This window comes from Salinispora sp. CH2A1_6 (assembly GCF_056820975.1).
This window is the reverse complement of sequence record NZ_JBXEDG010000013.1, coordinates 224,869-237,196: the sequence shown is the minus strand read 5'-3', so window position 1 is coordinate 237,196 and position 12,328 is coordinate 224,869. Positions and strand designations below refer to the sequence as shown.

Here is a 12,328-nt window from a genome sequence, read left to right as displayed (position 1 = left end):
CTGAGCGGAAATCACACGAAAGCCAGCACACAATCCCTTGTGGGTGGTGCTGGACGGCACCATGCCGTCTCGTACCATTGCGGTTCGCAGGAGACAGAGGAGCTAACGGTGCTTGCAGCCCGCCGGACCGGCAGGACGACCGCCGCTGCGCTGGCCCTGGTGGCGACCCTGGCCGGCTGCGGAGCGGTCGCCGACCGGGCACCGGGTGACCTGTCGATGGGGCATGAGAGCCGGGACGGTTCGCTCACCGTCTGGCCGGCCCGCGGCTCCCTCGCCGACGAGGCCACGACAACCACGGCGGTGACCGAGGCGGTCCGCGGCTGGCGGTCACCACTCGGCGACCGAGCCTACCTGCCCACCTCCGGCATCCTCTGGGTCGGCGAGGTCGACGGCGCGCCGCTCGCCCTGGTCGCCGCGGAGGTTCCCGGTACGGGCGCCTCCTGGCTGCTCCAGGTCGCCGGGGAGGACGGGCGCCACACCGTCACCCACGCCGTCGAGCACACCGATCCCGGCTACCTGGTCTACTCCGATGTGCTCCCGGTCCACACCGAAACGGGTCGCCGCTACCTGGTCTCAGCCCGGGTCACCGACCTGACCGGTCCGGATGGCCAGGCGGTGACCATCGAGGGGGGTCTGAGCACACCGGTGGCGGTGCCGGCCTGCTCCGCGGTCCCGGTCACCGCCGCACTACGCGCCACCGAGTCGCTGCCGCAGGGGCGCGCGGCCGAGCGCTTCCTCGACCTCGGTACCGGCCTGGACGCGCCGCGCGACCCGCTGGTGCGGGACGAGTCCGGCTCCGGGCAGCAGGCCCTGGCCGGGTTGGACACCTGCGCGCTCGCCGGCGACGAGGGGCCGTTCGGCAGCATCCAACGCCAGTTCGGGAGCCGGAAGTCGGCGGCCTCGGTGCCGGCCTCCTGGCCGATGGCGGGGCTGACCCTCCGGACGGTTGACGAGGGCGCGCTCGGTGCCGGCCCGCCGGGTGCGGTGCAGCAGCTCACCTGGGACACGGCCGACGACGAGATGACGGCGATGCTGTACCGGCCGGGCACCGGCGGCGCAGCGATGATGTCAGCCGCCGATCGGGCCGCACCACTTCAGGCGTACGTCCTGCCGGTGGCGGGGCAGCGGCTGGGCGTGTTGAGCTGGCAGCCGACTCCGGAGGACTCGCTGTCGGTCCCGGCCGGCACGTCCCACCTCGTTAACCGCCCGGGTCTGGCGATCCTGCCCCTGGCCGACGAAACGGTCACGGTGAGCCTGGCGACCAGCGCGAAGACCCACTACCGTTCCCTGCCCGCTCCGCAGTAGCGCCTGGTGCGACAGCGCCCGTGGCGATGCCGCGGTGCGGGTGGGCGACGGCGAGCGGTCCGCCGTCGCCCACCCGCGCCCTCACTTCGCCGCGGGGGTCCCCCGCGGTGTGACGATTGGCTCCACCTGGTCGGAGACGAGCTCCTTCTCGTTGCCGGTGGCGTCAACGTCGAGCCGGGAGATCCAGCCGGTAACGTCGCGCGCCACGTCCTGGGCGGTCAGGCCGAGGTCGGTGAGAATCTGGGCCCGGGTGCCGTACGGGTGCCAGTCGACCGGTACGCCCAGGTCCTTCACCGGCACCTCGACGTCGGCGTCCCGCATCGCCTGGGCGATGGCGTCGCCGACGCCGCCGGCCCGAACCCCGTCCTCCACGACGACCACGAGCCGATGCCCGGCGGCCAGCTCCACCAGCTCGGCCGGGACCGGCCGGACCCAGCGCGGGTCAACCACGGTCACGCCGTAGCCCTGCTCGCCGACCCGGGCGGCGACCTCCATGCCGAGGCCGGCGAAGGAGCCGACCGCGACCAGCAGCACGTCGGCGCGGGCCGACTCGGCGAGCACGTCCACCGGACCGACCCGGCGCAGCGCCGGCAGGTCGGCGGCGACGGATCCGGTCGGGAAGCGGACGATGGTGGGACCGTCGTCCACGGCGACCGCCTCGCGCAGCTCCTCGCGGAGGGTGGCGGCATCCCGGGGGGCGGCGAGCCGCAGGCCCGGCACCACCCCGAAGATGGACATGTCCCACATGCCGTAGTGGCTGGGCCCGTCCGGGCCGGTGATCCCGGCCCGGTCCAGCACGAAGGTCACCGGCAGCTTGTGCATCGCCACGTCCAGCAGGACCTGGTCGAATGCCCGGTTGAGGAAGGTCGCGTAGACCGCGACCACCGGGTGCAGACCACCCAGCGCCAACCCGGCCGCCGAGGTGGCGGCGTGCTGCTCGGCGATGCCCACGTCGTAGGTACGCTCCGGGTACTTCCGGGCCAGCTTGACGATGCCGGTCGGCTCGGCCATCGCGGCGGTGATCCCCACCACGTCCGGTCGCTCGTCGGCGATCGCGACCAGCTCCTCGGCGAAGACGTGGGTCCACTTCACCGACGGCGCGGCGGTGGCCTTACCGGTCGCGGTGTCGAAGGCACCGGGACTGTGGAAACAGTCCGCCTCGTCGTCCTCGGCCGGGCGGTAGCCGTAGCCCTTGCGGGTGACCGCGTGCACGATCACCGGGCCGCCGAAGGACTTCGCCGCGCGCAGCGCCCCCTCGACCGCCGCGATGTCGTGCCCGTCAACCGGGCCGACGTACTTGATGCCGAGGTCCTCGAACATCGCCTGCGGCGCGACCGCGTCCTTGATGCCCCGCTTGACCGCGTGCAGCACCTCGTACATCGGTCGGCCGACCAGCGGGGTCGAGCCGAGCGCCTCCCGGACCGTGTCCAGCACCCGCTCGTAGCCGGGGTTCAGGCGCAGCGTCGAGAGGTGGTCGGCGAGCCCGCCGATCGTCGGCGAGTAGGAGCGACCGTTGTCGTTGACCACGATCACCAGCGGGTTGCCGGCGGTCGCGATGTTGTTCAGCGCCTCCCAGCACATCCCGCCGGTCAGCGCGCCGTCGCCGACCACGGCCGCCACGGCCCGGGACTCGCCCCGCAGCGCGTACGCCTTGGCCAGCCCGTCGGCGTAGGAGAGGACGGTGGAGGCGTGCGAGTTCTCGATCAGGTCGTGCTCACTCTCGGCCTGACTCGGGTAGCCGGCGAGCCCGCCGCGCTGGCGCAGCTTGTCGAAGCCACCCTGCCGGCCGGTGAGAATCTTGTGTACGTACGCCTGGTGGCCGGTGTCGAACAGGATCCGGTCCCGGGGGGAGTCGAAGACCCGGTGCAGCCCGAGGGTCAGCTCCACCACCCCCAGGTTGGGGCCGATGTGCCCGCCGGTGCGGGAGACCTTGGCCACCAGAAAGTCACGGATCTCGGCGGCGAGGATATCCAGCTGCTCGGTGGACATCCGCTTGATGTCCTGCGGACCGCTGACGGCGGCCAGCAGCCCCGGATGGTTTGCCGGGTCCCGTTCAACACTCATGACCGGAGAGTCTATCGGCCGAGCGACACCTCGCAGTCCGGTCGGGAGCACCCCGAGCGGTCCGCCGGACGCCGGCAACGCTGACCCGGTGGTCAGGCTTCGCTCCGCTGCTGGTGCGGCGAGGCGGGCGGCAGCAACAACCCCACCAGCTCCACGTGCTGGGTCATGGGAAAGAGGTCGAAGCCGCGCAGCGCGGCCAGCCGCCAGCCCAGCTCGGTGAAGCCGCGGACATCCCGGGCGAAGGCGGCCGGGTCGCAGGCCACGTACGCCACCGCGCGCGCTCCGGCGGCGGCCACCGCCCGCACCACCCGGGCCCCGGCCCCGGAGCGGGGCGGATCGAGCACCACCAGGTCCACCGGCGTGATGCGGCGCCCCCGGTCCAGCACTGCGGCGACCCGGCCCGGGACGATGCCGACCTGTGGCAGGTCCCGCAGGTTCTGCCGGGCGGCGGCGATGCCGGCCCCGGCGGCCTCGACGAGGGTGACCCGACCGGAGGCACCGACCCGCTCCGCCAACGCGGCGGCGAAGAGACCCGCCCCGCCGTACAGGTCCCAGGCGGTCTCCCCGGGCTGCGGGTCGAGCTGCGCCAGCACCGCGTTGACCAGGGTGTCCGCCGCCGCCGGGTGGACCTGCCAAAATGCCGACGGCGGCAGCGTCCACCGGCGGCCGACGGCCTCCTCGTGGACCCGTTCCGGCCCACTCACCGGCCGCGCCGTCCCGCCGGCGACGGCGGTCACGGTCACGTCCCCACCGGTCGAGGCGACCGACTCGACGGCGTCGGCGTCCGGCCACCGTACGGGGCCGAGCACCGGCAGTTGTTGAATCGCCGGGTGGGCGATCCGGCACCGGTCGATCGGCACCACCTCGTAGGAGCGGTGCTTGAGCAGGCCGGCCCGGCCGGCGCCGTCGACGGTGTAGCGCACCCGGGAGCGCCAGCCCAGCGACCCGCCGGGCAGCGCCTCGACCTGGATGCCCAGCGCGTCCAACTCCCCCTCGGTCAGCCCGCCCAGTCGGGTGAGTTGCTCGCGGATCACCCCCGCCTTCCAGGTCAGCTGCGCCTCGGGGGACACATGCTGCAGGTCACAGCCGCCGCAGCGGCCGGGCTTCGCGTACGGGCAGGGGGGCTCCACCCGCTCCGGTGCGGCCTGCAGCACCGTCACCGCGTCGGCCCGGACGAACCCACGGTGCACCTCGGTGACCTCGACCACCACCCGCTCGCCGGGCAGCGCGTGCCGGACGAAGACCACCTGGCCGGCGACCCGGGCAACGCAGTGCCCGCCCGGGGCCGCCGCCCCGACGGTCAACTCGACCCGCTCGGCCTCCGCCAGCCCCTCGTCGCCGGTCACCGGCCACCTCCATCGGACGGGTCCGGACCGCTCCGGGGCGGCGGAGCGGGGACCGTTGGCGGGCCGTCTGCCGGCTCCGGGCCGCCTGGCGTCGCCCGGGGACCGCGGGCCGGCCCGCGACTGAGCGTCTCGTCCAGCCGATCCAGATCCTTGCCCTCGGTCGAGGCGAGCTGCCACGGCACGCTGGTGACCATCACTCCCGGTTCGAAGAGCAGCCGACCCTTGAGCCGCAGTGCGCTCTGGTTGTGCAAGAGGTTCTCCCACCAGTGGCCGACCACGTATTCGGGGATGAAGACGGTGACCACATCGCGGGGCGAGGACCGACGGACACCGGCCACGTAGTCGAGGATCGGCCGGGTGATCTCCCGGTACGGCGAGTCAATCACCGTCAGTGCGACCGGCACGTCCCGCCGTTCCCACTCGGCCTGCAGTCGGCGGGTGTCCTGGTCGTCAACGTTCACCGTTACCGCGGTCAGGCTGTCCGGCCGGGTGACCTGCGCGTAGGCGATCGCCCGCAGGGTCGGCTGGTGCACCTTGCTGACCAGCACGACCGCGTGGTTACGGGCCGGTTTCACCGGCCGCCCCTCGTCGGGGATGAGCTCGACGGCGACCCGGTCGTAGTGCCTCCGGATCCCCAGCATCACCAGGTAACTCATGACCATCGCGGCGATGGCGATCCACGCGCCGAGCAGGAACTTCGTGACGACCACGATCACCAGTACGGTGGCGGTCATCGCCATGCCGAAGCTGTTGATCGCCCGGGAGCGGATCATCTGCCGGCGGACCTGCTGGTCGCGTTCCACCCGGAGGTACCGGTTCCAGTGCCGGATCATGCCGGCCTGGGACAGGGTGAACGAGACGAAGACGCCGACGATGTAGAGCTGGATCAGCTTGGTCACCTCGGCCTGGAAACCGATGATCAGCACGATCGCGAAGCCGGCCAGGAAGAGGATGCCGTTGGAGAACGCGAGCCGGTCCCCCCGGGTGTGTAGCTGCCGGGGCAGGTAGCGGTCCTGGGCGAGGATCGACCCGAGCACCGGGAAGCCGGTGAACGCGGTGTTCGCGGCCAGGAAGAGGATCAGGGCGGTGACGCCGACGACCACAAACAGCAGCAGCGAGCCGGAGCCGAAGATGGTCTCGCCGAGCTGCGCGGTGACGGTCTTCTGCACATACCCGTCGGGGCCGCCGACGATCTGCCGGGCCGGGTCCTCCACGAACTGCAGGCCGGTCAGCCGGGCCAGCCAGACGATGCCGACCAGCATGGTCACCGCCACCGCGCCGAGCATGAGCAGGGTGGTCGCCGCGTTGCGGCTCTTCGGCGTCCGGAAGGCGGGCACCCCGTTGGAGATCGTCTCGACGCCGGTGAGCGCGGCGCAGCCGGAGGAGAAGCTCCGCAGCAGCAGGAACGCCATCGCCCACCCGGTCGTGTCGCTCCACTCGGTGGCGATGACCAGGTCCGCGCTGGGAGCACGCAGGTCGTGGCCGAGCAGCACCACCCGGACCAGCCCGGTGAGGATCATGCCGACGATAACGATCATGAACCCGTAGGTGGGGATGGCGAAGGTGGTGCCGGACTCCTTGATCCCGCGCAGGTTGACGGCGGCGAGCAGCACCACCGCGGCGACGGCCACCGCCACCTTGTGGGTGGCCACGAAGGGAATCACCGCGCCCAGGTTCGCCACCCCGGACGCGACCGACACGGCGACGGTCAACACGTAGTCGACCAGGAGGGCACTGGCCACGCCGACACCGGCGCGGCGCCCCAGGTTGACCGTGGCCACCTCGTAGTCGCCACCACCGGACGGGTAGGCGTACACGTTCTGCCGGTAGCTCGCCACCACGGCGAGCATCACCACGACCACCGCCAGGGCGATCCACGGCGAGAAGACGAACGCCGAGGCCCCGGCGAACGAGAGCATCAGCAGGATCTCGTCGGGGGCGTACGCCACGCTGGAGAGCGCGTCGGAGGCGAAAACGGGCAGGGCGATGCGCTTGGGCAGCAGGGTGTGCTGGAGTCGGTCGGACCGGAACGGTCGACCGACGAGCAGTCGCTTCACCAGCGAGGCGGGTCGGGCCACAACCGCCAAGCGTACGACCCTCGCCCACACCCACGCCCGGGTGGCCGGAGACCGGGGGGTGTCGGCACGGAGTACCGTCGGTCCGCGTCCGCCCCCGGGGACGTGACAGGCTCGTCCAACAGCCGCAACGGCTGGTGCGGGCGGATGTTGAGGAGGGGCACGGTGCATGTGGTGATCATGGGCTGTGGGCGGGTCGGAGCGACCCTCGCGCACGGTCTGGAGGCTCGCGGACACTCGGTAGCGGTCATCGACCAGAATTCCGACGCCTTCCGCCGGCTCGGCCCGGACTTCGCCGGCATCACGGTGACCGGCGCCGGCTTCGACGGAGAGGTGCTCCGGCAGGCCGGCATCCAGCGAGCGGACGCGTTCGCGGCCGTCTCCAGCGGCGACAACTCCAACATCATCTCCGCTCGGCTGGCGCGGGAAACCTTCGGTGTCACCCACGTCGCGGCGCGCATCTACGACCCGCGACGAGCCCAGGTCTACGAGCGCCTCGGCATCCCGACGGTGGCCACCGTCCGGTGGACCGCCGACCGGATGCTGCGGCACCTGGCGCCGGAGGGCAACGAGGCGTTGTTCCGGGACCCGACGAGCACCGTCTCGATCGTGGAGGTGCCGGTGCACAAGGACTGGGTCGGCCGGTCGGTGCTGGCGCTGGAGAGGACAACCGGCGCCCGGGTGGCGTACCTCACCCGGTTCGGCATCGGCACGTTGCCGACGCCGAGCACCGTCGTACAGGAGGGGGACCAGATCTTCATGCTGGTCACCGACGACATCGTCAACACGGTCACGTCGGTCGCGGCGCAGCCGCTGGAAGGGGGGCAGTGACGATGCGGGTCGCCATCGCCGGCGCCGGGAACGTGGGCCGCTCCATCGCCCAGGAGCTGATCGAGAACGGCCACCAGGTGACGCTGATCGAGCGGCAACCCACGATGCTCCGACCCGACCGGGTGCCGGACGCGGAGTGGGTGCTGGCCGACGCCTGTGAGCTGACCAGCCTGGAGGAGGCCGAGCTGGCCAACCGCGACGTGGTGGTCGCCGCCACCGGGGACGACAAGGTCAACCTGGTGGTCTCGCTGCTGGCCAAGACCGAGTTCGCGGTGCCCCGGGTGGTCGCCCGGATCAACCGGGCCGAGAACGAGTGGCTCTTCACCGAGCAGTGGGGGGTGGACGTGGCGGTCAGCAAGCCGCGGGTGATGGCCGCCCTGGTGGAGGAGGCGGTGACCGTCGGTGACCTGGTCCGACTGATGACCTTCCGACAGGGGGAGGCGAACCTGGTCGAGATCACGCTGCCGACGAGCGCGCCGTACGTCGGTCAACCGCTGCGGGAAGTGCCACTGCCCCGCGACGCGGCGCTGGTGGCGATCCTGCGCGGCAAGCGGGTGCTGGTGCCCAGCCCGGACGACCCGATCGAGGCCGGCGACGAGCTGATCTTCGTCTGCACGGCGGAGGTGGAGGACTCCGTCCGGACGGTGGTGCTCGGCCCGGACAGCGTCGAGCGGACCCGCAAGGCCTGCTGAGCCCCCGCGGCCGGCGGTTACTCGACCGGGGCCTGGGGGGTCAGCGGGGCTTGGGGGGTCTGCCGGGTCACCCGACGCACCGTCCAGACCGTGATCAGCAGGAGCAGCACGTACGGCGGATAGCCGAGCAGGAGGCGGGCGACGCCGAGCGCGGTGTCCTGGTGGGCGAGGTAGAGCCCGGCCTGCACCCCGACCTTCGCCAGCCAGACCACCCCCCAGAGCACGGTCAACCGGGTGAAGGTCCGCACCAACAGCGGGTCCTGACGCCAGTCGGAGGCGCCCTTGGCCACCAGGATCGACCAGATCCAGCCGACCAGGGGCTGCCGGATCGCCGCCGACACCAGCAGCGCCAGACCGTAGCCGATGCCGTAGAGGATGCCGGGCAGGTAGAAGTCCCGCTCGTCGCCGCTGCGCCAGGCGATCGCCGCGCCGATCGCGATCCCGAACAGCCCGTTCACCGCGTGCCGCACCGGCCGCCGCTGGGCCAGCCGCAGCACCGCGATCGACACCGCGACCGCCACCGCGGCGATCACCGCCGGGCGCAGCTCACCGAGGATGTTGGCGACCACGAAGACGACCACCGGAATGCTGGACTCCAACATTCCGCGCCAGCCCCCCAGCTGGTCGGCCATCTGCTCGGCGATCGTCGGGAGCGGCTCCTCCTCCCCCGTGCCCGGCTGCGCCGTCGGGCGCTGTCCCGTCGTCACTTCGGCGGCTCCAACTCGTAGTACGGGTTGTAGATGACCTTACGGTCACCTCGAATGGCGACCCGACCCCGTGCGGTCAGATGTCGGCCCGGTTCGATGCCGGCGATGTGCCGCCGGCCCAGCCACACCAGGGTCACCACATCGCTGCCGTCGTACAGGTCCGCCTCCAACGTCGGCTGGTTGGTCCGCGGCGTGTAGACCACGGTGCGGAGCCGGCCGGAGACCGCGACCAGTTGCCCCAGGCAGCACTGACGGGCCGGCATTCCGCCGTGTTCGGCACTCTCCCGGAGCAGCTCCTGCGCCTCGATCTCCGCCTCGGTCGCGGTGAGCCGGCGTAGCGCGCGCCGCAGCGAACCCCGTCGCTCGTCGGTCGACATGACCTCCGCGTCACCCTCTCCGGGCTGGGCCGACCCTCCGGGACCGGCGGTGGAGCGGCCCACCGCACGCCGGGACCGCTCCGCCAGCGTACGCCGACGGAGCGGATCCCAGCGATTGGTGCAGCGCCGTCAGGCCTGCGGGTCCGGCTCCGGCTCGGCGGCGGAGCCACCCCCGGCGGAGCCACCCGCGGCGGCCTGGTCCGCGGCCGCCTGTTCGGCGGCCTCCCGGGGCAGGCGCAGGGGCAGCGGCTCCCGCACCGGCCGGGCCTCCTGCCCCCGGTCAACAACGAGGCCCTCCAGACAGACGGTCAGCGGGCCGGCCGCATCCGGCTCGGTCGCCGCCGCGCCCTGGTAGACGGCGCGGACCATCCAGCGCGGCCCGTCGATGCCGACGAACCGCAGGTCGGTACGGCCGTCCTGGGTAGGGACCTGGGCCCGTAGCTCAATGCCGTACGTACCCGCGACCTCCTCGGTGGTGGCGCCGTCGTTGGACAGGGACTGGTGGATCTCCTCACGTACCTCGTCCCAGATGCCCGAGCTGCGCGGGGCGGCGAAGACCCCGAGCTGAAGCGCGTTCTGCCCGTGCACGAGCACCACCTGCTGGACAGCGCCCTGCGGGTCGGCCTGCACCCGCACCTCGACCCCGCCGACCGCGGGAATCTGCAGGCTCCCCAGGTCAAGCCGCTGCACCCCGGCCGGCGCCTCGCTCACGTCGTAGGGGCCGGGGGCCGGGGTCACCGAGTTCGTCGCTTCGCGCGCGTCCTGGGCCTCGGGCCGCTCGTCGCGCGGGCGTCGCTCGGCACCGGCCCGCTTTCGGGAGAAGATCACTGCGTACACCCTCCGCTGTTCACGCTGTTCACGCCCACCCTGTCACTTTCCTTCGCTACCGGTGATGCGCCCGCGCCGGCTATCACGATGCCTCCGACACCGGCTGCCGGCCGTCAGTCGCCCCGGGGGCCGACCCCAGGCCGGCGTGACCGCCGGTGGAGCCGTGCCCGCCGGCGCCCCGCTGGGACGCAGGCAGCTCCGCCGCCAGCTGGAACCCCGCCCGGGCCACCCGCTGCACGACCAGCTGTGCGATGCGGTCACCGCGCGCGATCCGCGCCACCGCCTCCCGATCATGGTTGATCAGGTTGACCAGAATCTCACCCCGGTAGCCGGCGTCGACCGTACCGGGCGCGTTGAGCACGGTCACGCCGAGCCGAGCCGCCAGACCCGAACGGGGGTGAACCAGGCCCACATACCCCTCGGGCAACGCGATGGCCACCCCGGTCGGCACCAGGGCCCGGCCACCGGGGGGCAGCTCCACATCCGCAGCGGCCACCAGGTCCGCCCCCGCATCGCCGGGATGGGCGTACGCAGGGAGCGGCAGGCCAGGGTCGAGCTGCCGCACAGGCACGGGTACGACGTCGGTCACGGTTCCCTCTTCCATCCGGTTCCTGGGTGACCTGCCCATCCTGCCCGGTACTCGCCGCGGCGCGCGCCGTACCCTTCATCTCGTGCGCGTCTCCTCGTCCCCGGCTGCCCGTTACACCGAACGGCTGGATCTGCCGTGGTGGCTCTGGCTGGGCGGATTCGCCGTGGCCGGGCTGCTCGCCGCCGAGGTCTGGCTGGGCGCGTCGGGCGTCCGGGCGTGGCTGCCGTTCGTGCTGCTGCTCCCGGCGTGCCTGGTGAGCCTGCTCTGGCTGGGCCGGATCCGGGTGACGGTTGACGACGGCGAGCTGCGGGTGGACGACGCGCGGCTGCCGGCCCGGTTCGTCGCCGAGGTCATCCCGTTGGACGCCGCCGGGCGACGGGAGGTGCTCGGCGTCGGCGCGGACCCACTGGCGTTCGTGATCCAGCGGCCGTGGATCCCCGGCGCCGTGCAGGTGGTGCTCGACGACCCGGCTGACCCGACCCCGTTCTGGGTGGTGAGCACCCGGCGACCGGTGCGGTTGGCGGAGGCGCTCCTCGCCGCCCGCGACGCGGCCCACACCGGCCAGGAGACGACCCGCACCGGCCAGGAGGCGGCCGACACCGGTCGAGACTGATTCGGCCGGGCGCCACCGGCTGCGGGCGGCTCGCAGGACAGGGTCACCGACAGCCGGGCTCACAGTGGGTCGGGGGGTGTCCCAGCCCGGCGCCGGAGATCAGCACGGAGCAGGTCGGCCAGCGCGCGCGTGGCCCGTCGGTTCAGGTAGCTCGCGACAGCCGCGCCGGTGAGGAACGGGCCCAGCGTGGTGAGGTTGCGGCCGAGGCGTCGGACCAGCCGGTCCCGCAGCTCACGGCGGGCTGCGGCGCCCAGCACCGCGCTCACTCCAACGCCCGGCTTCATCGGGTTGATCCCTCGCCGCCCGGACCAGGAGACGACGAGCGCCACCGCCCGCTGGGCGCCACCGGCAGGCAGCGGCACCCCGTACACCTCGTGCAGCTCGCCGACCAGCTTCAGTTCGATCGCGACCACCGCAACCGTCTCGGCGGCCAGCAGCACCGGCGCCGTGAGCAGGCTCGGGGGCACCGTCCACTCGACAGCGGCGACGCCACCACCGGCAGCGCCCACTCCGGCGCTCGCCCGGGCGGCGTTCCGGACGAGACGTTCGGCCAGCGCCTCACCGTCCAGGTCAGGGAAGTGCCGACGGAGGGTGACCCGGTCCCGGACCGGCACGTGCGGGGCGATCTCGGCGATGGTGTCAACCATCCAGCCGAGCGCCGACCCTGGCCGGAACAGGTCGCCGAACCCGCGGGTCTGGGCCTGCCCGACCAGGCGACCGAGGAGCTGCCCGCGCCGCGTCGACGAGACATCGTCGGCGGTCAGCTCCGCGACGGTGGCACCGAGGTCGTCGGCGTCACCGACCGGTTGGTCGACGGTGCGGTCCGGCTCGCCGCGATCCCGCTCGGTCATGGCACCGGGCCTCCCGCTGGGCTGGGCCGCGCGGGCGGCCGACCGGGACG

Annotated in this window: 12 protein-coding genes; 4 read left to right on the top strand and 8 right to left on the bottom strand. The window is 72.8% G+C overall.

Translation table 11 applies throughout. The features are described 5' to 3' along the window. The first annotated feature begins 108 nt into the window (after positions 1-108). A complete protein-coding gene (locus tag AC1UKG_RS19025; RefSeq protein WP_482642215.1) occupies positions 109-1,305 on the top strand; it encodes a hypothetical protein in 1,197 nt (398 codons plus the stop codon). A gap of 81 nt (positions 1,306-1,386) precedes the next feature. Here AC1UKG_RS19025 and dxs read toward each other — a convergent pair whose 3' ends face one another. The 3 genes from dxs to AC1UKG_RS19010 all read right to left on the bottom strand — a co-directional run bounded on the left by dxs (position 1,387) and on the right by AC1UKG_RS19010 (position 6,793). After that, entirely contained in the window at positions 1,387-3,369 is a 1,983-nt protein-coding gene (gene dxs / locus AC1UKG_RS19020) for a 1-deoxy-D-xylulose-5-phosphate synthase (protein ID WP_018745437.1), read from the bottom strand. Positions 3,370-3,461: 92 nt separating this feature from the next. Beyond that, a complete protein-coding gene (locus tag AC1UKG_RS19015) occupies positions 3,462-4,715 on the bottom strand; it encodes a class I SAM-dependent RNA methyltransferase (RefSeq protein ID WP_482642216.1) in 1,254 nt (417 codons plus the stop codon). Continuing rightward, positions 4,712-6,793 carry an APC family permease gene (locus AC1UKG_RS19010; protein ID WP_482642217.1) on the bottom strand — a complete coding sequence of 694 codons (2,082 nt, stop codon included), beginning with the start codon at positions 6,791-6,793 and terminating at the stop codon, positions 4,712-4,714. The genes AC1UKG_RS19015 and AC1UKG_RS19010 overlap by 4 nt, the downstream gene beginning before the upstream one ends. A gap of 162 nt (positions 6,794-6,955) precedes the next feature. Between AC1UKG_RS19010 and AC1UKG_RS19005 the strand changes: the two genes are divergently transcribed. Both AC1UKG_RS19005 and AC1UKG_RS19000 read left to right on the top strand, forming a co-directional pair. Continuing rightward, positions 6,956-7,621, top strand: a complete 666-nt coding sequence (locus AC1UKG_RS19005) for a potassium channel family protein (RefSeq protein ID WP_018745434.1) — start codon at positions 6,956-6,958, stop codon at positions 7,619-7,621. 2 nt (positions 7,622-7,623) lie between these two features. Beyond that, positions 7,624-8,313 (top strand): potassium channel family protein, encoded by a 690-nt coding sequence (locus AC1UKG_RS19000; protein WP_196230294.1) that lies wholly within the window; start codon positions 7,624-7,626, stop codon positions 8,311-8,313. Between the two features lie 17 nt (positions 8,314-8,330). Here the strand turns inward: AC1UKG_RS19000 and AC1UKG_RS18995 are convergent, their stop codons facing one another. From AC1UKG_RS18995 to dut, 4 genes are all read right to left on the bottom strand, one after another. Beyond that, positions 8,331-9,020 carry a DUF3159 domain-containing protein gene (locus tag AC1UKG_RS18995; RefSeq protein ID WP_018814843.1) on the bottom strand — a complete coding sequence of 230 codons (690 nt, stop codon included), beginning with the start codon at positions 9,018-9,020 and terminating at the stop codon, positions 8,331-8,333. Then, the gene (locus AC1UKG_RS18990; protein ID WP_475890403.1) at positions 9,017-9,397 is read right to left on the bottom strand and encodes an OB-fold nucleic acid binding domain-containing protein; all 381 of its coding nucleotides are present in this window, start codon (positions 9,395-9,397) and stop codon (positions 9,017-9,019) included. The genes AC1UKG_RS18995 and AC1UKG_RS18990 overlap by 4 nt, the downstream gene beginning before the upstream one ends. A 129-nt stretch (positions 9,398-9,526) precedes the next feature. Then, positions 9,527-10,234, bottom strand: coding sequence for a DUF3710 domain-containing protein (locus AC1UKG_RS18985; RefSeq protein WP_018745430.1), 708 nt, complete (start codon positions 10,232-10,234; stop codon positions 9,527-9,529). 73 nt (positions 10,235-10,307) lie between these two features. After that, positions 10,308-10,829: a dUTP diphosphatase gene (gene dut / locus AC1UKG_RS18980; RefSeq protein WP_018814846.1), complete on the bottom strand. Its 522-nt coding sequence runs from the start codon at positions 10,827-10,829 to the stop codon at positions 10,308-10,310. A gap of 67 nt (positions 10,830-10,896) precedes the next feature. On the opposite strand from dut, the gene AC1UKG_RS18975 reads away from it, so the two are divergent. Further along, positions 10,897-11,427 (top strand): DUF3093 domain-containing protein, encoded by a 531-nt coding sequence (locus tag AC1UKG_RS18975; RefSeq protein WP_018814847.1) that lies wholly within the window; start codon positions 10,897-10,899, stop codon positions 11,425-11,427. Between the two features lie 59 nt (positions 11,428-11,486). Here the strand turns inward: AC1UKG_RS18975 and AC1UKG_RS18970 are convergent, their stop codons facing one another. Continuing rightward, the gene (locus tag AC1UKG_RS18970; protein WP_018745427.1) at positions 11,487-12,278 is read right to left on the bottom strand and encodes a hypothetical protein; all 792 of its coding nucleotides are present in this window, start codon (positions 12,276-12,278) and stop codon (positions 11,487-11,489) included. Positions 12,279-12,328 lie beyond the last annotated feature (50 nt).

What these genes read in the sequence shown, in the direction of transcription:
- dxs (WP_018745437.1), bottom strand. Translation starts at nt 3,369, where the DNA reads ATGAGTGTTGAACGGGACCCGGCAAACCATCCGGGGCTGCTGGCCGCC.
- AC1UKG_RS18970 (WP_018745427.1), bottom strand. Translation starts at nt 12,278, where the DNA reads ATGACCGAGCGGGATCGCGGCGAGCCGGACCGCACCGTCGACCAACCG.
- AC1UKG_RS19000 (WP_196230294.1), top strand. Translation starts at nt 7,624, where the DNA reads ATGCGGGTCGCCATCGCCGGCGCCGGGAACGTGGGCCGCTCCATCGCC.
- dut (WP_018814846.1), bottom strand. Translation starts at nt 10,829, where the DNA reads ATGGAAGAGGGAACCGTGACCGACGTCGTACCCGTGCCTGTGCGGCAG.
- AC1UKG_RS18990 (WP_475890403.1), bottom strand. Translation starts at nt 9,397, where the DNA reads ATGTCGACCGACGAGCGACGGGGTTCGCTGCGGCGCGCGCTACGCCGG.